The organism is Delftia sp. WSY_12 (assembly GCF_043104645.1).
GTDB classification, from domain to species: Bacteria; Pseudomonadota; Gammaproteobacteria; order Burkholderiales; family Burkholderiaceae_C; genus Comamonas; species Comamonas tsuruhatensis.
Genome location: NZ_JBICKW010000003.1, coordinates 1 through 18429, shown reverse-complemented (window position 1 = coordinate 18429; position 18429 = coordinate 1). Strand labels below are relative to the sequence as shown.

Below are 18429 nucleotides of genomic sequence, written 5' to 3'. Positions count from 1 at the left end.
GATGCACTCTGTCAAGCCATTGACAAATGGCGGTACATGGGCACCGGACTAACCCGGGGCCTTCGACATCGTGAGAGAACCATGCGCTCCAAGCCTGCTCCCCTGGCCGACCCTTCGGCGCTGATCCGCCGCGCCCTGGGCCTGTGCCGCATGCTGCGCAACTGGCCGCCCGAGGTGCTCGATGAGCTGACGGCGCTGTCCCGCCTGGGCCGCTACGAGCGCCACCAGCAGGTGCGCGCCGCCGACCCCAAGCGGCGCGAGGTGCTGGTGGTGGCTTCGGGCTGCGTGGAAGTGGGCGGCGTGGACGCCACGGGCTCGCGCTTCGTGCTGTCCATGCACAGCGCGGGCGACATCGTGGGCCTGGCGCGGCTGCTGGAGCACACGCAATTCGTCTACGACTACCACGCGCACCAGCCCACCGTGCTGGTGGAGATCCCCGGCGAGTCTTTCCTGGCCCTGCTCGATGCCCATCCGCTGCTGTGGAAGGACATCTGCCTGCTGGTGCTGGCGCGCATGCACGAGCTGATCGTCGTCCAGCAGCGCCACGCCTTCAGCAACATCGACAACCGCGTGGCCGAGCTGCTGGCGCGGCTGGCCCCAACGCATGGCCAGCCCGCGCCCGACGGGCAGGGCGTGGTGCTGCGCATCTCGCAGAGCGACCTGGCCGCCATGCTGTCGGTCTCGCGCCAGACCATCAACAAGGAGCTGCGCCTGCTGGAGCAGCGCGGCCTGCTGCAGGCCGCCTATGGCCGGCTGACGCTGGTCGATCTTGCCGGCCTGGGGCGCGCGGCCGCAGCCGGCCCGGCAATGGGACAATAGCGCACCATGACCGCCTCCACCGACACCCTCACGATCACCCGTCCCGATGACTGGCACCTGCACGTGCGCGATGGCGAAGCCATGCGCAGCGTGGTGCCGCATACGGCCGCGCAGTTTGCGCGCGCCATCATCATGCCCAACCTCAAGCCGCCGGTGACCACTGCCGAGCAGGCGCTGGAGTACAGGCAGCGCATCCTCTCGGCCGTGCCCGAGGGCATGGCCTTCGAGCCGCTGATGACGCTGTACCTCACCGACAACCTGCCGCCCGAGGAAATCGTGCGCGCCAAGGCGGCCGGCGTCGTGGCCTGCAAGCTCTACCCGGCTGGCGCCACCACCAACAGCGACCACGGCGTCACCGACCTGCGCAAGATCTACCCCACGCTGCAAGCCATGCAGCGCGAAGGCCTGCTGCTGCTGGTGCACGGCGAAGTCACCAGCAGCGACATCGACCTGTTCGACCGCGAGGCCGCCTTCATCGACCAGCACCTGATCCCGCTGCGCCGCGACTTCCCCGAACTCAAGATCGTCTTCGAGCACATCACCACGCGCGAAGCCGCCCAGTACGTGACCGAGGCCGACCGCTTCGTGGGCGCCACCATCACGCCCCAGCATCTGCTGTTCAACCGCAACGCCATCTTCACGGGCGGCATCCGTCCGCACTACTACTGCCTGCCCGTGCTTAAGCGCGAGACGCACCGCCTGGCCCTGGTGGAGGCGGCCACCAGCGGCCTGCCCAAGTTCTTCCTGGGCACGGACAGCGCGCCGCACGCGGCCCATCTCAAGGAACACGCCACGGGCTGCGCGGGCTGCTACAGCGCCCATGCCGCCATCGAGATGTATGCCGAGGCCTTCGACAATGCCGGCGCGCTGGACAAGCTCGAAGCCTTCGCCAGCTTCAACGGCCCGGACTTCTACAGCCTGCCGCGCAACACCGGCAAGATCACCCTGGTGCGCGAGAGCTGGACGCCGCCGGACAGCTTCGCCTTCGGCGAGGCGCAACTGAAGCCGCTGCGCTCCGGCGAAGCCCTGCCCTGGAAGCTGGTTTAAGCTGGCGGGACTGCCACCCGCCAGAGGATTGCCATGCCTGAGCCGCAACCGCGCATCGCCCTGCTGATCGACGCCGACAACGCGCCGGCCGAGATGATCGACGAGATCCTGACCGAGCTGTCGACCTTCGGCGTCATCGACATCCGCCGCGCCTACGGCAACTGGACCAAGCATTCGCTCAGCGGCTGGCAGCGCAAGCTGCTGGATTTCGCACTGCGGCCGATGCAGCAGTTCGACTACTCCAAGCACAAGAACGCCACCGACATGGCGATGACCGTGGACGCCATGGAGCTGCTCTACACCGAGCGGCCCGACGCCTTCGGCATCGTCTCCTCCGACGCCGACTTCACCCCGCTGGTGATGCACCTGCGCTCCAAGGGCGCGGCCGTCTACGGCTTCGGCATGGCGCAGACACCCCAACCCTTCGTCAATGCCTGCTCGCGCTTCCTGTACCTGGAAGCGCTGGGCGAGGCGGCGCCCGCCAACGGCAATGGCCAGGACGCCGCGCATGAGGCAAGCCAGGCGGCGGTGCCGCCCGTGGCTGCATCGGCCGCCGCCGTGCCCCAGCCGCCCAACGGTGCCGGCAAGGAACGCGCGCCGGCCCAGGCCGAGCAGGCACCTGCCTCCTTGTCCGTTCCCGAGCCGCAGCGCCCCTGCCTGCGCGTTCCTTCGCAGGAGCTGCGCCAGGACACGCGCCTGCTGAACATGCTGCGCAGCGCCGTCAACGCCACGCAGGACGAAAGCGGCTGGGCCCATGTGGGCGCCGTGGGCGCGCAGATCGGCAACAAGGCCTCGTTCGATGCGCGCAACTACGGCTATGCCACGCTCACCAAGCTGCTGGCGGCCACGCAGGCCTTCGAGATGCGCGACGAGGGCACCTCGCGCGTGGCCGTGCGTGACAAGCGCCTGGCCAAGGCGCAGTCCAGGCCGTCCGGCAATTGACGTTTCCCATCGACTGGAATGCGCCCTGGCTGCAGGGGCTGCAAACGCAGGGCAGGGCGGCCTGCCAGCGGGTGGCGCAGGGCCGGCCGGTCTGGCAGGCCCTGCAGTCACTGGCCGACGCACAGGCGCTGCCCTGGCGCTTTGTGCCCCAGCACGACCTGCCCGAAGGCATGGCCTACGAGCAATTCATCTTCGAGACGCGCTGCATCCCCACGCGCGACAACCTGCATGACTTCTTCAACGGCCTGATCTGGCTGCGCTGGCCCGCGCTCAAGCAGCGCTGCAATGCCCTGCAGGCCGGCGCCATTGCCCAGGCGGGCGTGGGCGCGCAGCGCGGGCCGCTGCGCGATGCCGTCACCGTGCTGGACGAGAACGGCGCCCTGCTGCTGGCGCCGGCCGCGCTGTGCGAGGCGCTGCGCCACCGGCGCTGGCACCAGCTCTTCGTGGAGCAGCGCGCACTATGGCGCCAGGCCAGGCTGCTGCCCATAGGCCATGCGCTGCTGGAAAAGCTGGTGCAGCCGCGCAAGCCCATCACGGCCCATGTGCTGTGCGTGCACACGGATGGTGCAGGCGCCACGGCAGGCCCCGCCACGGTGGACATCGACGCCTGGCTGGCCGGCAGCATCTGGCTGGAGGCCGACACCCTGGCGTGCAAGCCTTTTGCGCCCTTGCCGGTGCTGGGCGTGCCCGGCTGGTGGCGCGAAAACGAGAACTTTTCCTTCTATGATGACTCTCTCGTGTTCCGGGCGCCCCGTTCCGTACAAGCATCACAACAAGGAATGACAACGGCGCAGGACCCGGCTTGAAAACAGCCGGTGCGGCCCTCACTTTTCAACGCTGCAGGGCCCAGATTCTTCCCCCTTTCCCCACTTTGTGGAGAACCCACTGATGAAACGCATCGCACTTTTTCTATTGACCAACGTCGCCGTCGTGGTGGTGCTGGGCATCGTCGCCAGCCTGCTGGGCGTCAACCGCTTCCTGACCTCCAATGGCCTGAACCTCGGGGCCCTGCTGGGCTTCGCCTTCATCATGGGCTTTGGCGGCGCCATCATCTCGCTGCTGATCTCCAAGCCGCTGGCCAAGTGGAGCTCGGGCGTGCACGTGATCAACGAGCCGCGCAACGCCGATGAGGCCTGGATCGTCAACACCGTGCGCGGCTTCGCCGACCGTGCCGGCATCGGCATGCCCGAAGTCGGCATCTACGAGGGCGAGCCCAATGCCTTCGCCACCGGCGCCTTCAAGAACTCGGCCCTGGTGGCCGTGTCCACGGGCCTGCTGGAAGGCATGACGCGCGAAGAGGTGGAGGCCGTGATCGGCCACGAGGTCGCCCACATCGCCAATGGCGACATGGTGACCATGACCCTGATCCAGGGCGTGATGAACACCTTCGTGGTCTTCCTGTCGCGCGTCATCGGCTATGCCGTGGACAGCTTCCTGCGCAAGAACGACGAAAGCAGCTCGGGTCCCGGCATCGGCTACTACGTGACCACCATCGTGCTGGACATCGTGCTGGGCTTCCTGGCCGCCATCATCGTGGCCTGGTTCTCGCGCCAGCGCGAATTCCGCGCCGACGCGGGTGCCGCCCAGCTCATGGGCCGCAAGCAGCCCATGATGAACGCCCTGGCCCGCCTGGGCGGCATGCACCCCGGCGAGCTGCCCAAGAGCGTGGCCGCCATGGGCATTGCCGGTGGCATCGGCAAGCTGTTCTCGACCCACCCGCCGATCGAAGAGCGCATTGCCGCGCTGCAAAACGCGCAGAACCTCTGATTCAGGATCAGGTTCGACACGCTGGAGCCTGTCCAGTGGGGCCCGGTCATCGACTGGGCTCCGCTTTCCGAAGCCCCATCAGAAATGCTTGTCCGGTGCTGCATTTATGCGAATGTAGTAACGTACAAGCATTTTCTTTGACGGAGGTGCGTCATGCAGATTTCGACCTTCAGCAGCCGTGAATTCAACCAGCATGTTTCCGCTGCCAAGAAAGCGGCCAGTGGTGACGACGTGGTCTACATCCTGGACCGGGGGCAACCTGCCCACGTGCTGATGAGCATTGAGAAATTCCGTGAACTGTCGGGGCAGACTCGGAACATTCTTCAATTGCTGGCCATGCCCGAGGCCGCCGATATCGATTTCGACATTGAGCGCGCGAAGGATTTGCCGCGCACAGTGGACCTGTCCTGATGTATCTGTTGGACTCCAACATCGTTTCCGAACTGCGCAAGGCATCGTCCGGCCGCGCGAACGATGGCGTTGTGGCCTGGGCGCAATCGGTCGCGGCCGAGTCCCTTTTCATCAGCGCGATCACGCTGATGGAGCTGGAGAAAGGCGTGCAGTTGAAAGCCCGGCAAGACCCGATTGCCGGGCAGGTGCTGCGCCGCTGGCTGGTGGAACGCGTGTTCACGGCCTTTCAGGGACGTGTGCTGCCAGTGGATGCGATGGCGGCCATGGAAAACGCGGCCTACCACGTGCCTGCGCCGCGGCCGCTGGCCGACAGCCTGATCGCGGCCACGGCGAAGGTGCATGGCTTGTGCGTGGTCACCCGCAACATCAAGGACTTCGAGCCGTTCCAAGTTCATGGAGTGCGCGTCTTGAACCCTTGGATGTAGGGCCCGTCTCAACCCCACGTACAGCCAGACTTGATCTTTACCCAGGCTTCACAAGCCCCTGTCAACAACCGGCAGGGGCTTTTTCGTTGTATCTGCATGGCCGTACTAAGCGCGGCCAGGAGTGCATCGTGAAGCCTGTATTCATTCAAACGCCGGGCCGTCGCCTGGTTCCGGCCCTGGTCCTGGCTGCCGCTGTGGTGGCGTTGACCGGCTGCGTGGTGGCGCCTGCCTATCCCGTAGGTCCTTCGGGCGAGGTGGTCTATGCGCCCATGGCGCCGCCGCCGGTGCAGACCGAGGTCATTCCGGTCGCTCCCTCGCCGGTCCATGTCTGGATCGGCGGCTCCTGGGGCTGGGGTGGCGGCCGTTATGCCTGGCGTCCTGGTTATTGGGCGGCGCCGCCGCATCCCGGCTATGCCTGGCGCCCGCACCGCTGGGACCATGGGCCGCGCGGCTGGTACCAGCGTCCCGGCGGCTGGTATCGCCGCTGAGTCAGGTGGCGGCGGCGTCGGCGCTGCCACCCTGGCCGGCCTTGGCCAGCAGGAAGTCGATGCAGGTGCGCACGGCCCGCGTCTGGTGGCGGTCGGGCAGGTACAGCAGGTACATGTGGGTGCCGAAGATGCTCAGGCGGTACTCCTGCAGGGTCAGTACCACCTCGCCGCTGGCCACCTTGTCCTGCACCACGTAGTCGGGCACCAGGCCCACGCCCAGGCCCGCCAGAATGCCCTGGCGCAGGAAGGGGAAGTGCTCGGAGATCATGGTCGGCGCCAGCAGCACCTCCTGGCGGTCCGTTCCCTGGTAGGCCGACAGGCGCAGCTGGCGGCCCATCACGCCGGCCGTGATCAGCGGGCTGTTGCGCAGCTCGTACAGCGTGGCGGGCAGGCCGTGCTGCTGCGCATACTCGCGTGAGGCGCAGGCCACGTAGTGCACATTGCCCAGGCTGCGCGCAATCACCGACAGCGGCGGCTCCTGGATCACGCGGATGGCGATGTCCACCTCGTCGCGCAAATGGTCGGCCCGGTTCTCGAACAGCACATCCAGCACGATGGCCGGATACAGCCGCTTGAACTCGATCAGCCAGTCGCTCATCACGATCTGTCCATAGCCGCTGGGCACGCTCAGCCCCACGCGCCCTGCCATCCCCTGGCCCAGCGACGTGATCGTCTCGCGCGCCGACATCATCTCGTTCTGGATCGCGCGGCCATGCTCGTACATCCGCATTCCCACCTCGGTCGGCTCCACGCGCCGCGTGGTGCGCCGCACCAGCTGCACCCCCACCGATTTTTCGAGCTGCGTCAGGTGATAGCTCACATTGGCCCGCGTCATCTTCAGCTTGCGCGCCGCCTGGCTCAGATTGCCGCTATCGATGATTTCCACCAGCAGGGTCAGCGAGTTCAGATCCATAGGAATGTCCAGATACTTTGCTTCGCCCACAGCCTATGAAACTGGCGCGCTCCAAAGCCAGGGGCAGCGAGGAAGGGCCTACGCCGGCCGCGCCGCCCCGCACCGAGGCTGTCGTCCCCTCCCTTGCGAAGCAAGCAGAGAGGGGGAAGGCGCGCAAGCGCCTCAGGGGGTGTTCAACACTGTCAAATACTTTTTTACAGTCTGTCAATCATTCATGGGATTGTAAAGAACCATTGTCGTGGCAAGAATGGATGTTTTGAGTGAAAAACCCAAGTTCGGAGACATGCAGATGAGCGAACAAGCCCAGGCTTCCGTGGTCCAGACCCGCCTTGACGGCGCCGTGCTGGTGGTCAGCATCAACAACCCCCCCGTGAATGCCCTGGGCCAGGCCGTGCGCGCCGGCCTGCTGGCCGCCGTGGAGCAGGCCGAATCGGATGCCGCCGTCAAGGCCGTGCTCATCGTGGGTGAGGGCAAGGCCTTCATCGCCGGAGCAGACATCCGCGAATTCGGCAAGCCCGCCATGCCGCCCTCGCTGCCCGAGGTGCTCAATCGTCTCGAAGCCTCCGACAAGATCGTGGTCGCCGCCATCCATGGCCCGGCCTTGGGCGGCGGCCTGGAAGTGGCCATGTCGGCCCACTATCGCCTGGCTTTGCCGGCTGCCAAGCTCGGCCTGCCCGAAGTCAACCTGGGCCTGCTGCCCGGCGCTGGCGGCACGCAGCGCGCACCGCGCCTGATGGGCGTGAAGGCGGCCGCCGACCTCATGCTCAGCGGCAAGCACCTGTCGGCCAAGGCCGCGCTCGCCGCCGGCCTGGTGGACAAGCTGGTGGACGGCACGGATGCCACGGCCGCAGGCCTGGCCTACGCCAACGAACTGCTGGCAACCAATACCGCGCCGCGCCGCACGCGTGACATCGAGATTGCCGACAAGGCCGCCGCGCTGGCCGAACTCGACGCGCTGGCCGCCGACACCGCCAAGAAGAGCCGCGGCCTGTTCTCGCCGCTGAAGATCGTGGAATGCGTGCGCGCCGCCGTGGAGCTGCCCTTCGACGAAGGCATCGCCAAGGAGCGCGCCCTGTTCGTGGAGTGCCTGAACAGCCCGCAGCGCGCCGGCCTGATCCACGCCTTCTTCGCCGAGCGCGAAACCGCCAAGATTCCCGAAGCCAAGGCCGCTGCGCCGCGCCACTTTGCCAAGATCGCCGTCATCGGCGGCGGCACCATGGGCGCCGGCATCACGGTGTCCGCGCTGGACGCGGGCCTCACGGTAACCATGATCGAGCGCGACGCCGAGTCCATCGCGCGCGGCCAGGCCAATGTGGAGAAGGTCTACAACGGCCTGATCGCCAAGGGCCGCATGACCGAGGAGGCCAAGGCCGCCGTCATGGCGCGCTACACGCCCAGCACCTCCTATGACGACATCAAGGATGTGGACCTGGTGATCGAGGCCGTGTTCGAGGACCTCGAAGTCAAGAAGGCCGTGTTCAAGGAACTGGACCGCGTCTGCAAGCCCGGCGCCGTGCTGGCCACCAACACCTCATACCTGGACATCGACGCCATTGCCGCCGCCACCTCGCGCCCGCAGGACGTGATCGGCCTGCACTTCTTCAGCCCCGCCAACATCATGAAGCTGCTGGAGATCGTGGTGCCCGCCAAGGTGGCGCCCGACGTGGTGACCACGGCCTTCGAGCTGGCCAAGCGCATGAAGAAGGTGCCCGTGCGCGCCGGCGTCTGCGACGGCTTCATCGGCAACCGCATCCTGGCCGTCTACAAGCAGGCTGCCGACTACATCATGGAAGACGGCGCCAGCCCCTACGAGATCGACGAGGCCGTGCGCGGCTTCGGCTACCCGATGGGCCCGTTCCAGGTCACCGACCTGGCCGGCGGCGACATCGGCTGGGCCACGCGCAAGCGGCGGCGCGCGGCGGCACTGGAATCGGGCGATCCCAAGGCCCGCTACGTCGAAGTGGCCGACCGCGTCTGCGAGCGCGGCTGGTTCGGCCAGAAGACGGGCCGTGGCTTCTACCTCTACCCGCAGGGCGCACGCGTCGGCCAGCCCGACCCCGAAGTGCTGGCCATCGTCGATGCCGAGCGCGCCAAGAAGGGCGTGACGCCGCGCCAATTCACCCCTGAGGAAATCATGCGCCGCTACATGGCCGCCATGGTCAACGAAGGCGCCAAGGTGGTGGAGGAGGGCATTGCCCTGCGCCCGCTGGATGTGGACGTGACCTTCCTGTCCGGCTACGGCTTCCCGCGCTTTCGTGGCGGCCCCATGAAGTGGGCCGACATGCAAGGTCTGGACAAGGTGCTGGCCGACATCCGCGAATTCGCCAAGGAAGACGCGCTGTTCTGGAAGCCCGCTCCCCTGCTCGAAAAGCTGGTCGCCGAAGGCCGCGATTTCGAAAGCCTGAACAAGGCAGCGTAACTGATCACCCCCTGAGCCGCTGCGCGGCTTCCCCCTCTCTCGCTACGCGGGAGGGGGACGACACCCTCGGTGTGGGGTGGCGCGGCCGGCGTAGGCCCTTCCTCGGTGTCCCCGACTGAGCCGCGCCGGCAACAAGTAATAGAAATTCCCAAGAGACAAGCAAGGACCGACCATGCGCGAAGCCGTCATCGTTTCCACTGCCCGCACGCCCCTGACCAAGTCGCACCGCGGCGAGTTCAACGTCACGCCCGCCGCCCAGCTGGCGGCCTTCTCGGTCAAGGCCGCGGTCGAGCGCTCGGGCATCGACCCGGCCATGATCGAGGACCTGATCCTGGGCTGCGGCAACCCCGACGGCTTCCAGGGCCGCAACCTGGGCCGCCAGACCGTGCTGCGCGCCGAGCTGCCCCTGTCCATCGCGGGCACGACCATCACGCGCTTTTGCGCCTCGGGCCTGCAGTCCATCGCCATCGCGGCGGGCCGCATCGTGGCCGAGGGCGTGGACGCCATGCTGGCCGGCGGCATCGAGACCATCTCGGGCATCCGCCCCGGCAACAACCTGCCCACCGACATGGACCCCTGGCTGGTCGAGCACAAGCCCGCGCTGTACATGGCCATGATCGACACGGCCGACATCGTGGCGCGCCGCTACGGCATCAGCCGCGAGGACCAGGACGCCTTCTCGCTGCAAAGCCAGCAGCGCACGGCCGCCGCCCAGGCCGCCGACCTGTTCAAGGACGAAATCATTGCCTGCGCCACGCGCATGGCCGAGAAGAACAAGGACACGGGCGAGATCACCTACCGCGACGTGGTCGCCACCAAGGACAACTGCAACCGCGCCTCCACCACGTTGGAAGGCCTGGCCAAGCTGGAACCCGTCAAGGGCCCGGACCAGTTCATCACGGCTGGCAATGCCTCGCAGCTGTCCGATGGATCGTCGGCCTGCGTGCTGATGGAAGCCAGGCAGGCCGAGCGCCTGGGCCTGTCCCCGCTGGGCGCCTTCCGCGGCTTTGCCGTGGCCGGCTGCGAGCCTGACGAAATGGGCATCGGCCCCGTCTTCGCGGTCCCCAAGCTGCTGGCGCGCCACGGCCTCAAGGTCGAGGACATCGACCTGTGGGAACTCAACGAGGCCTTCGCCTCACAGGCCCTGTACTGCCAGCGCAAGCTGGGCATTCCCAACGAGCGCCTGAACGTCAACGGCGGCGCCATCTCCATCGGCCATCCCTTCGGCATGACGGGTGCGCGCCTGGCCGGCCACATCCTGCTGGAAGGCCGGCGCCGCAAGGCCCGGGACGCGTCAGTCAAGTGGGGCGTGGTCACCATGTGCATCGCTGGTGGCATGGGCGCCGCAGGCCTGTTCGAAATTTATTGAGGACACAGCAATGGATTTGCAATTTACGACTGAAGAACTGGCCTTCCGCGACGAGGTTCGCGGCTTCCTCAAGGACAAGCTGCCCGAGGACCTGTCGCACAAGGTCAAGAACGGCCTGCAGCTGACCAAGCAGGACATGGAGCGCTGGCACGCCATCCTCAACGAGCGCGGCTGGCTGGCCAACCACTGGCCCGAGCAGCACGGCGGCCCGGGCTGGAGCGCGGTGCAGAAATTCATCTTCGAGCATGAATGCGCGCTGGCAGGCACGCCGCGCATCGTGCCCTTCGGGCTGAGCATGCTGGGCCCCGTCCTGATCAAGTACGGCAACGAGGCGCAGAAGGCCCACTGGCTGCCGCGCATCCTCAATGGCGCCGACTGGTGGTGCCAGGGCTATTCGGAGCCGGGTTCGGGCTCGGACCTGGCCTCGGTCAAGACGTCTGCCGTGCGCGATGGAGATCACTACATCGTCAACGGGCAGAAGACCTGGACCACGCTGGGCCAGCACGCCAACATGATCTTCTGCCTGGTGCGCACCAACCGCGAGGCCAAGGCGCAGCAGGGCATCAGCTTCCTGCTGGTGGACATGAACTCGCCCGGCGTGGAAGTGCGCCCCATCATCACGCTGGACGGCGAGCACGAGGTCAACGAAGTCTTCTTCACCGACGTCAGGGTGCCCGTGGAAAACCTGGTCGGCGAAGAGAACAAGGGCTGGACCTACGCCAAGTACCTGCTGACCTACGAGCGCACCAACATCGCGGGCGTGGGCTTCTCGGTGGCCGGCCTGGAAAAGCTCAAGGCCGTCGCCGGCCGCATGCTGCGCAATGGCAAGCCGCTGACGCAGGACCCGCTGTTCGCGGCCCGCCTGGCCAAGGTCGAGATCGACCTGGAGAACATGAAGACCACCAACCTGCGCGTGATCGCCGCCGTGGCCGGCGGCGGCGTGCCGGGCGCCGAAAGCTCCATGCTCAAGATCCGCGGCACCGAGATCCGCCAGGAAATCCTGTCCCTGGTGCGCCGCGCCATGGGCCCCTACGCCGCGCCCTTCATCGAAGAGGCCCTGCAGGCCGGCTACGACCAGCCCGCCATCGGCGACGCGGCTGCCGCCACGGCCGCCGCCGCGTACTTCAACTACCGCAAGCTGTCGATCTTCGGCGGCTCCAACGAAATCCAGAAGAACATCATCTCCAAGATGATCCTCGGCCTCTGATCCGGCAAGGAAAACGGAACATGAACTTCGAACACACCGAAGACCGCCGCATGCTGGCGGACAGCCTCAACCGCTTCGTCTCCGAGCAGTACGCCATCGAGGCGCGCAACCACGTCGCCTATGGCGAGGAAGGCCACAGCCCGCTGCTGTACGGGCAGTTCGCGGACATCGGCGCTATCGGCGCGCTGTTCCCGGAAGACGCTGGCGGCTTCGGCGGCCAGGGCTTCGACATCAGCGTGGTCTTCGAATGCCTGGGCCGCGGCCTGGTGGCCGAGCCGCTGCTGGGCGCCCTGGTCGTGGGCCAGGCCCTGATCGCGGCCGGCAGCGATGCGCAAAAGGAACAGCTGGCAGCCATCATCGGCGGCACGTCCATTGCGGCCCTGGCCCATGACGAGCCCGGCAGCCACTACGAGCTCAACAACGTCGCCACCACGGCCGTGCGCAGCGGCGACGGCTGGGTGCTGAACGGTGCCAAGGGCGTGGTCGCCTTCGGCGAGAAGGCCGACCTGCTGCTGGTCTCGGCCCGCACCTCGGGCAGCCAGTACGACGAGGCCGGCATCAGCCTGTTCCTGGTCCCCGGCAATGCCGCAGGCATCCAAAAGCGCGGCTACAACCGCATCGAGGGCGGCCGCGCGGCCGAGCTGGTGCTGGACAAGGTGCAGGTCGGCGCAGACGCCCTGCTGGGCGAAGAAGGCCGGGGCCTGTCCCTGCTGGAACGTATCAGCGGCTACGCCGTGCTGGCGCTGACCGCCGAGGCCGTGGGCGCCATGGACGTGGCCAAGGACCAGACGCTGGAGTACCTGCGCACGCGCAAGCAGTTCGGCGTGCCCATCGGCAGCTTCCAGGCCCTGCAGCACCGCATGGCCGACCTGCTGCTGGAAGTGGAGCAGGCGCGCTCGGCCGTGATCAACGCGGCCGCCGCCATTGCGGACGAAGACCGCGTGGCGCGCGAGAAGGCCCTGTCGGCCGCCAAGTACAGCATCGGCCGCATCGGCACCCTGGTGGCCGAGGAAAGCATCCAGATGCATGGCGGCATCGGCATGACCTGGGAACTGCCCCTGGCCCACTACGCCAAGCGCCTGGTCATGATCGACCACCAGTTCGGCGACGAGGACCACCACCTGTCGCGTTACATCGCACTCGGCTCGCAACACTGAGCCAAGGAAAGCCGCCATGACCGAAGCGAACCAAGTCCTGCTGACCCGCCGCGAAGGCGCCGTGCTGGTGCTGTCCAACAACAACGTGGCCGCGCGCAATGCGCTGTCGCCCGAGTTCTACGCGGCCGTCTCGGCGGCGCTCAAGAGCGCGGCGACCGACCCCACCGTGGGCGCCGTGGTGCTCACGGGCGAGGGCGGCCACTTCTGCGCGGGCGGCGACCTGCGCCAGCTGGCCAAGCGCCGCGAGCTGCCGGTGCAGGAGCGACGTGCCAAGCTCGAAGGCCTGCATGACCTGATCCGCAGCGTGCGCGACTTTCCCAAGCCCGTGATCGCCGCCGTCGAAGGCGCGGCGGCCGGCGCGGGCCTGTCGCTGGCCCTGGCCTGCGACATGCTGGTGGCGGCGAAGAACGCCGTGTTCTCGGTCGCCTACGTCAAGGTCGGCCTCACGCCCGATGGCGGCGCCACCGCTTTCCTGGCCGAGTTCGTCTCGCGCCAGGTGCTGACCGAGCTGTGCCTGACCGGCGAGCGCATCAGCGGCGAGCGCCTGCATGCCCTGGGCCCCGTCAACCGCCTGTCCGAACCGGGCCAGGCCCAGGCCGACGCCGTGGCGCTGGCCGCCCAGGTGGCCACCGGCCCCGACCAGGCCATGGCCCTGATCAAGGACCTGTGCCGCCAGGCGCCGCGCAACACGCTGGAAGAGCAGCTGGAGCTGGAGGCGCAGTACATGGTGCGCTCGCAGGAGAGCGAGGAATCGCGCGAAGGCATTGGCGCCTTCCTCGAAAAGCGCGCTGCCGACTTCACCAAGCTGCGCGGCTGAAACCGCTCAAGACCTAAAAGACTTTCCAAGGAGACAACGCACATGGCCGACAGCCACAACGATCAGAACCAGGACATCGACTTCCCGCTGGAGGGTGTGCGCGTGCTCGACCTCTCGCGCGTGTTCGCGGGGCCGCTGTGCGGCATGGTGCTGGCCGACTTCGGCGCCGAAGTGGTCAAGGTCGAGCACCCGGGCCGCGGCGACGACACGCGCGACTGGGGCCTGCGCATCGGCAAGACCGAGACCACCTACTACAACAGCATGAACCGCAACAAGCGGTCCATCACGCTGGACCTGCAGACCCCCGAGGGCGTGAAGATCGTCCACGACCTGCTGCCCCAGTTCGACGTGGTCATCCACAACTTCAAGACCGGCGGCGCCGAGAAGCTGGGCCTGGGCTACGAACAGCTCAAGGCCATCAAGCCCGGCATCATCTACTGCGCCGTGGCCGGCTATGACAGCAGCGGCCCCGAGGCCAAGCGCCCCGGCTACGACCTGGTCATCCAGGGCGAGGCCGGCCTCATGGCGCTCAACGGCGAGGCCGGCACGCCGCCGCTCAAGTTCGGCGTGGCCGTGGTCGATCTCATGACCGGCATGTACGCGGCCCAGGCCATCCTGGCCGCGCTGTTCCGCCGCGAGCGCACGGGCAAGGGCCGCCTCATCGAGATGGCGCTGTACGACAGCGGGATCATGATCACCGGCTACTACGGCCTGGACGCCATGCAGCTCGGCCATGACCCCGAGCGCTATGGCAATGCCCACCCCTCCATCGTTCCCTACGGCATGTATGAGGCGGCCGACGGCCCGCTGATCATCGCCGTGGGCAACAACGCCCAGTTCGACAAGTTCTGCCGCCAGGTGGTGATGCGCCCCGACATCGTCGAGGACGAGCGTTTCTCCACCAACGTCAACCGCGCCAAGAACCGCCTGGAGCTGGGCCCCATGCTCAAGGAACTGATCCGCTCCTTCCCGCGCGATCTGCTGCTGGAGCGCCTGACGGCCGCCGGCATCCCCTGCGGCCGTGTGGCCGGCCTGCACGAGGCCCTGACCAGCGAGCGCACGCGCCGTGGCGGCCTGCTGCGTGACATGCCCCACCCCGTGGTCGGCACCACGCCCGTGTTCGCGCCGCCCTACCGCCTGGACGGCCAGCGCCTGCCCATCCGCCATGCACCGCCCACGCTGGGCGAGGGCACGCGCGAGGTGCTGCACCGGCTGCTGAGCCTGAGCGACGAGCAGCTGCAGCAGCTGCAGTCCAAGGGCGTGCTGACCCTGCCCGAGACCCCCGCGCAACAGGGATAAGAGGACCGATCACGCGACTGATTCCACGGGGGCCATTGATGCCCGGCTCCCGACCCGCCAGGTTTGCATGCCGCACCAAGACGGCACCCATAGACAGCAACACCCAGGAGACAAAGCCATGAGCAACCAAGTCACACGCCGCGACATTCTTCAAGGGCTGGCCGCCATCGGCGGCACCAGCCTGCTGGCCACGGGCGCCACCAGCGCCCTCGCACAGGCCGGCAAGCCGGCAGCGTGGCCCACCAAGCCCATCCGCGTGGTCGTGCCCTTCAACGCGGGCGGCGCCACCGACATCATTGCGCGCACCATCGGCGAGGCCCTGGCCAGGCGCGTGGGCCAGCCCGTGGTCATCGACAACCGCGCGGGCGCGGCCGGCATCCTGGGCACGGACGCCGTGGTCAAGGCGCCCGCCGACGGCCACACCCTGCTGGTCTCGCTCAGCACCTCCATGCTGATCAACCAGTTCCTCTACACCAAGCTGCCCTACAACCCGCAAAAGGACATCGCCCTGGTCACCCAGATCGCGGCGGCGCCCGTCACCCTGGTGGTCCATCCCTCGGTGCCGGCCAACAACATGAAGGAACTGCTGGCCTACGTGAAGGCCAACAAGGGCAAGCTCTCGTACGGCTCCTGGGGCGTGGGCTCGTATGCCCACCTGGCCGGTGCCTACATGAGCAAGACCATGGACGCCGACATGACCCACGCCGCCTACAAGGGCGAGGCGCCCATGATCCAGGAGCTGATCGGCGGCCAGCTGCAGATGTGCTTTTCCAGCGCGCTCAACACCAAGCCCTTCATCGACTCGGGCAAGCTCAAGGCCATCGGCGTCACCGGCAAGGAGCGCATGGAAATCCTGCCCAAGCTGCCCACCATCCATGAACAGGGCGTCACCGACGACGCCTACGCCATCTACGGCTGGGTGGCCATGGGCGCGCCGGCCGGCGTGCCCAAGGAGATCGTGGACCAGCTCTACGGCCACCTGCGCGAAATCGCCAAGGACCCCAAGGTGCTGGAGCGCACCGTGGGCGCAGGCTTCATGCCGCTGATGAACAGCCCGCAGGCCTTCCGCGAGAACTACCAGCGCGACATGCCCATCTGGAAGGCGCTGGTGGAGGAAGCTGGCGCAAAGCTTGATTGATTTTTCCGGCCCGCGGCAGCGGGCCGCCACCGACGACTGCTGAGACAGCTTTGAGAGGAGACTTCATGAACACGCGCAATCCCGCATCCCCGGCACGCCCCACGCGGCGCAGCGTTCTGGCCCTGGCCGCAGCCCCGCTGCTGGCCGGCCTGGCCGGCGGCGCCCTGGCCGAGACCGGCTGGCCCAGCAAGATGCTGCGGCTGGTCGTTCCCTTCCCGGCGGGCGGCCCCACCGACACGGCATCGCGCATCGTGGGCCAGAAGCTGGGCGAGCGCCTCAAGCAGACCGTGGTGGTGGAAAACCGCCCTGGCGCCTCCGGCTCCATCGCGGCCGTGCAGGTCGCCAAGAGCCCGGCCGACGGCTACACGCTGATGATGCTGGCCACGCCCACGCTGCTGGCGCCGCACCTGTACAAGAAGGCCGGCTACGACACCGTCAAGGACTTCACGCCCGTGGCCACGGTCTATGACCTGCCCATCGTCATCGTGGTCAACCCCACGCTGCTGCCCGACGTCACCGACCTCAAGAGCCTGATCGCCCACGCCAAGGCGCAGAAGGTCGCGCTCAACTACACCAGCTCGGGCGCCGGCAGCTTCGGCCACCTGAGCATGGAGCTGCTCAAGCAGATGGCCGGCTTCGACATGCAGCACGTGCCCTACAAGGGCGGCGTGCCCGCCATCACCGACACCATCGGCGGCCAGGTGCCCATCATGTATGCCGACCTCGTGGCCGCGCTGCCCCACATCCAGGCCGGCAAGCTGCGCGCCATCGCCGTGGGATCGCCCCAGCGCGTGGCCATGCTGCCCGACACCAAGACCATTGCCGAGCAGGGCATCAAGGGCTACGACGCCGTCTCCTGGGGCGGCCTGCTGGCGCCCAAGGGTAGCCCCAAGGCCGTGGTCGACCGCATCGCCAGCGAAGTGCAGCAGATCCTGGCCGACAAGGACATCCAGGAAAAGCTGCTCAACGCAGGCGCCATCGCCGCCTACCAGAACCCCGCCCAGCTGGGCCAGCGCATCCAGCAGGACTACACGCGCTGGGGCCAGCTGATCCGCGACAAGGGCATTGCAGTGGAGTGACAACGACATGAAGACACGCATCACCGAACTCTTTGGCATCGAGCACCCCATCATCCAGGGGGGCATGCACCATGTGGGCCTGGCCGAACTGGCCGCCGCTGTCTCCAACGCGGGCGGCCTGGGGCTGATCACGGGCCTGACCCAGCGCACGCCCGAGCTGCTGGCGCGCGAGATCGCGCGCTGCCGCGAGATGACGGACAAGCCCTTCGGCGTCAACCTGACCTTCCTGCCCTCGGTCAACCCGCCCGACTACCCGGGCTACGTCAAGGCCATCATCGAAGGTGGCGTCAAGGTCGTGGAGACGGCGGGCAACAACCCGCAGAAATGGCTGCCCGCGCTCAAGGAAGCCGGCATCAAGGTCATCCACAAGTGCACCTCGGTGCGCCATGCGCTCAAGGCCGAGGCCATCGGCTGCGACGCCATCAGCGTGGACGGCTTCGAATGCGGCGGCCATCCGGGCGAGGACGACATCCCCAATTTCATCCTGCTGCCGCGCGCGGCCGAAGAACTGAAGATTCCCTTCGTCGCCTCGGGCGGCATGGCCGACGGCCGCTCGCTGGTGGCTGCGCTGGCGCTGGGCGCCGAGGGCATCAACATGGGCACGCGCTTCATCGCCACGCAGGAAGCGCCCGTGCACGACAACGTCAAGCAGGCCATCGTCGCGGCCAGCGAGCTGGACACGCGCCTGGTCATGCGCCCGCTGCGCAACACCGAGCGCGTGCTGACCAACCCGGCCACCGAGCGCCTGCTGCAAAAGGAGCGCGAGCTGGGCGCGGCCATCACCTTTGCCGACATCGCGCCCGAGGTGGCCGGCGTCTATCCGCGCATCATGCATGACGGCGACATGGACGCAGGCGTCTGGTCCTGTGGCATGGTGGCCGGCCTGATCCACGACGTGCCCACGGTCCAGCAGCTGATCTCCGGCATCATGGACCAGGCCCATGCACTGATCAACGAGCGGTTGGCCGGCCTGGCCCGCTGACCGCCCATCTTCACAGGGCTTACGCAAACAGGATGCGACAACGTGCTGCGCCCCATGGCAAGCCGCTTGCCTTGTTCCTTCTTGCGTAAGTCGTACTTCAAAACCAGGAAAGAGCTTTCTCATGAAAATCCTTGTACCCGTCAAACGTGT

At 67.3% G+C, this 18429-nt stretch carries 18 protein-coding genes; 17 read left to right on the top strand and 1 reads right to left on the bottom strand.

Translation table 11 applies throughout. The features are described 5' to 3' along the window. Positions 1-81 precede the first annotated feature (81 nt). The 8 genes from ACF8LI_RS00370 (at position 82) to ACF8LI_RS00335 (ending at position 5899) form a co-directional block, all read left to right on the top strand. Positions 82-819, top strand: a complete 738-nt coding sequence (locus tag ACF8LI_RS00370) for a Crp/Fnr family transcriptional regulator (protein ID WP_310035855.1) — start codon at positions 82-84, stop codon at positions 817-819. 6 nt (positions 820-825) lie between these two features. Then, positions 826-1866, top strand: coding sequence for a dihydroorotase (pyrC, locus tag ACF8LI_RS00365; protein WP_047469741.1), 1041 nt, complete (start codon positions 826-828; stop codon positions 1864-1866). Between the two features lie 33 nt (positions 1867-1899). Beyond that, complete coding sequence (locus ACF8LI_RS00360) at positions 1900-2808, top strand: NYN domain-containing protein (RefSeq protein WP_043789946.1); 909 nt, start codon at positions 1900-1902, stop codon at positions 2806-2808. Continuing rightward, entirely contained in the window at positions 2805-3614 is an 810-nt protein-coding gene (locus ACF8LI_RS00355) for a DUF3025 domain-containing protein (protein ID WP_313282783.1), read from the top strand. Before ACF8LI_RS00360 ends, ACF8LI_RS00355 begins: the two co-directional genes overlap by 4 nt. An 82-nt stretch (positions 3615-3696) precedes the next feature. Next, entirely contained in the window at positions 3697-4575 is an 879-nt protein-coding gene (gene htpX, locus ACF8LI_RS00350; RefSeq protein WP_013804154.1) for a protease HtpX, read from the top strand. Between the two features lie 153 nt (positions 4576-4728). After that, positions 4729-4986, top strand: a complete 258-nt coding sequence (locus ACF8LI_RS00345) for a type II toxin-antitoxin system Phd/YefM family antitoxin (RefSeq protein WP_034365031.1) — start codon at positions 4729-4731, stop codon at positions 4984-4986. Further along, on the top strand, positions 4986-5411 hold the full coding sequence (locus ACF8LI_RS00340) for a type II toxin-antitoxin system VapC family toxin (RefSeq protein ID WP_392411611.1): 426 nt from the start codon (positions 4986-4988) through the stop codon (positions 5409-5411). The genes ACF8LI_RS00345 and ACF8LI_RS00340 overlap by 1 nt, the downstream gene beginning before the upstream one ends. 128 nt (positions 5412-5539) lie before the next feature. Beyond that, entirely contained in the window at positions 5540-5899 is a 360-nt protein-coding gene (locus tag ACF8LI_RS00335; protein ID WP_151020250.1) for a YXWGXW repeat-containing protein, read from the top strand. A 1-nt stretch (position 5900) separates the two neighbouring features. Here ACF8LI_RS00335 and ACF8LI_RS00330 read toward each other — a convergent pair whose 3' ends face one another. Further along, entirely contained in the window at positions 5901-6812 is a 912-nt protein-coding gene (locus tag ACF8LI_RS00330) for a LysR family transcriptional regulator (RefSeq protein WP_267178189.1), read from the bottom strand. A 289-nt stretch (positions 6813-7101) separates the two neighbouring features. Between ACF8LI_RS00330 and ACF8LI_RS00325 the strand changes: the two genes are divergently transcribed. The 9 genes from ACF8LI_RS00325 (at position 7102) to ACF8LI_RS00285 (ending at position 18279) form a co-directional block, all read left to right on the top strand. After that, positions 7102-9231, top strand: a complete 2130-nt coding sequence (locus tag ACF8LI_RS00325; RefSeq protein ID WP_392411607.1) for a 3-hydroxyacyl-CoA dehydrogenase NAD-binding domain-containing protein — start codon at positions 7102-7104, stop codon at positions 9229-9231. 172 nt (positions 9232-9403) lie between these two features. Beyond that, complete coding sequence (locus tag ACF8LI_RS00320; RefSeq protein ID WP_012203324.1) at positions 9404-10600, top strand: acetyl-CoA C-acyltransferase; 1197 nt, start codon at positions 9404-9406, stop codon at positions 10598-10600. Between the two features lie 10 nt (positions 10601-10610). Continuing rightward, the gene (locus ACF8LI_RS00315; protein WP_016450299.1) at positions 10611-11807 is read left to right on the top strand and encodes an acyl-CoA dehydrogenase family protein; all 1197 of its coding nucleotides are present in this window, start codon (positions 10611-10613) and stop codon (positions 11805-11807) included. 20 nt (positions 11808-11827) lie between these two features. Further along, positions 11828-12964 (top strand): acyl-CoA dehydrogenase family protein, encoded by a 1137-nt coding sequence (locus tag ACF8LI_RS00310; protein WP_046240841.1) that lies wholly within the window; start codon positions 11828-11830, stop codon positions 12962-12964. 16 nt (positions 12965-12980) lie between these two features. Further along, complete coding sequence (locus tag ACF8LI_RS00305) at positions 12981-13781, top strand: oxepin-CoA hydrolase, alternative type (RefSeq protein WP_013804147.1); 801 nt, start codon at positions 12981-12983, stop codon at positions 13779-13781. 42 nt (positions 13782-13823) lie between these two features. Then, positions 13824-15080, top strand: a complete 1257-nt coding sequence (locus tag ACF8LI_RS00300; protein ID WP_016451775.1) for a CaiB/BaiF CoA-transferase family protein — start codon at positions 13824-13826, stop codon at positions 15078-15080. Between the two features lie 118 nt (positions 15081-15198). Further along, positions 15199-16218 carry a tripartite tricarboxylate transporter substrate binding protein gene (locus tag ACF8LI_RS00295; protein ID WP_016450303.1) on the top strand — a complete coding sequence of 340 codons (1020 nt, stop codon included), beginning with the start codon at positions 15199-15201 and terminating at the stop codon, positions 16216-16218. 65 nt (positions 16219-16283) lie between these two features. After that, entirely contained in the window at positions 16284-17297 is a 1014-nt protein-coding gene (locus ACF8LI_RS00290) for a Bug family tripartite tricarboxylate transporter substrate binding protein (RefSeq protein WP_392411603.1), read from the top strand. Positions 17298-17304: 7 nt separating this feature from the next. Further along, the gene (locus tag ACF8LI_RS00285; RefSeq protein WP_013804143.1) at positions 17305-18279 is read left to right on the top strand and encodes a nitronate monooxygenase family protein; all 975 of its coding nucleotides are present in this window, start codon (positions 17305-17307) and stop codon (positions 18277-18279) included. Positions 18280-18429 lie beyond the last annotated feature (150 nt).

Bases quoted from the DNA above. Each gene is read 5' to 3' on its own strand.
- ACF8LI_RS00370 (WP_310035855.1), top strand. From the start codon at position 82: ATGCGCTCCAAGCCTGCTCCCCTGGCCGACCCTTCGGCGCTGATCCGC.
- pyrC (WP_047469741.1), top strand. From the start codon at position 826: ATGACCGCCTCCACCGACACCCTCACGATCACCCGTCCCGATGACTGG.
- ACF8LI_RS00360 (WP_043789946.1), top strand. From the start codon at position 1,900: ATGCCTGAGCCGCAACCGCGCATCGCCCTGCTGATCGACGCCGACAAC.
- htpX (WP_013804154.1), top strand. From the start codon at position 3,697: ATGAAACGCATCGCACTTTTTCTATTGACCAACGTCGCCGTCGTGGTG.
- ACF8LI_RS00345 (WP_034365031.1), top strand. From the start codon at position 4,729: ATGCAGATTTCGACCTTCAGCAGCCGTGAATTCAACCAGCATGTTTCC.
- ACF8LI_RS00340 (WP_392411611.1), top strand. From the start codon at position 4,986: ATGTATCTGTTGGACTCCAACATCGTTTCCGAACTGCGCAAGGCATCG.
- ACF8LI_RS00330 (WP_267178189.1), bottom strand. From the start codon at position 6,812: ATGGATCTGAACTCGCTGACCCTGCTGGTGGAAATCATCGATAGCGGC.
- ACF8LI_RS00325 (WP_392411607.1), top strand. From the start codon at position 7,102: ATGAGCGAACAAGCCCAGGCTTCCGTGGTCCAGACCCGCCTTGACGGC.
- ACF8LI_RS00320 (WP_012203324.1), top strand. From the start codon at position 9,404: ATGCGCGAAGCCGTCATCGTTTCCACTGCCCGCACGCCCCTGACCAAG.
- ACF8LI_RS00315 (WP_016450299.1), top strand. From the start codon at position 10,611: ATGGATTTGCAATTTACGACTGAAGAACTGGCCTTCCGCGACGAGGTT.
- ACF8LI_RS00310 (WP_046240841.1), top strand. From the start codon at position 11,828: ATGAACTTCGAACACACCGAAGACCGCCGCATGCTGGCGGACAGCCTC.
- ACF8LI_RS00305 (WP_013804147.1), top strand. From the start codon at position 12,981: ATGACCGAAGCGAACCAAGTCCTGCTGACCCGCCGCGAAGGCGCCGTG.
- ACF8LI_RS00300 (WP_016451775.1), top strand. From the start codon at position 13,824: ATGGCCGACAGCCACAACGATCAGAACCAGGACATCGACTTCCCGCTG.
- ACF8LI_RS00295 (WP_016450303.1), top strand. From the start codon at position 15,199: ATGAGCAACCAAGTCACACGCCGCGACATTCTTCAAGGGCTGGCCGCC.
- ACF8LI_RS00290 (WP_392411603.1), top strand. From the start codon at position 16,284: ATGAACACGCGCAATCCCGCATCCCCGGCACGCCCCACGCGGCGCAGC.
- ACF8LI_RS00285 (WP_013804143.1), top strand. From the start codon at position 17,305: ATGAAGACACGCATCACCGAACTCTTTGGCATCGAGCACCCCATCATC.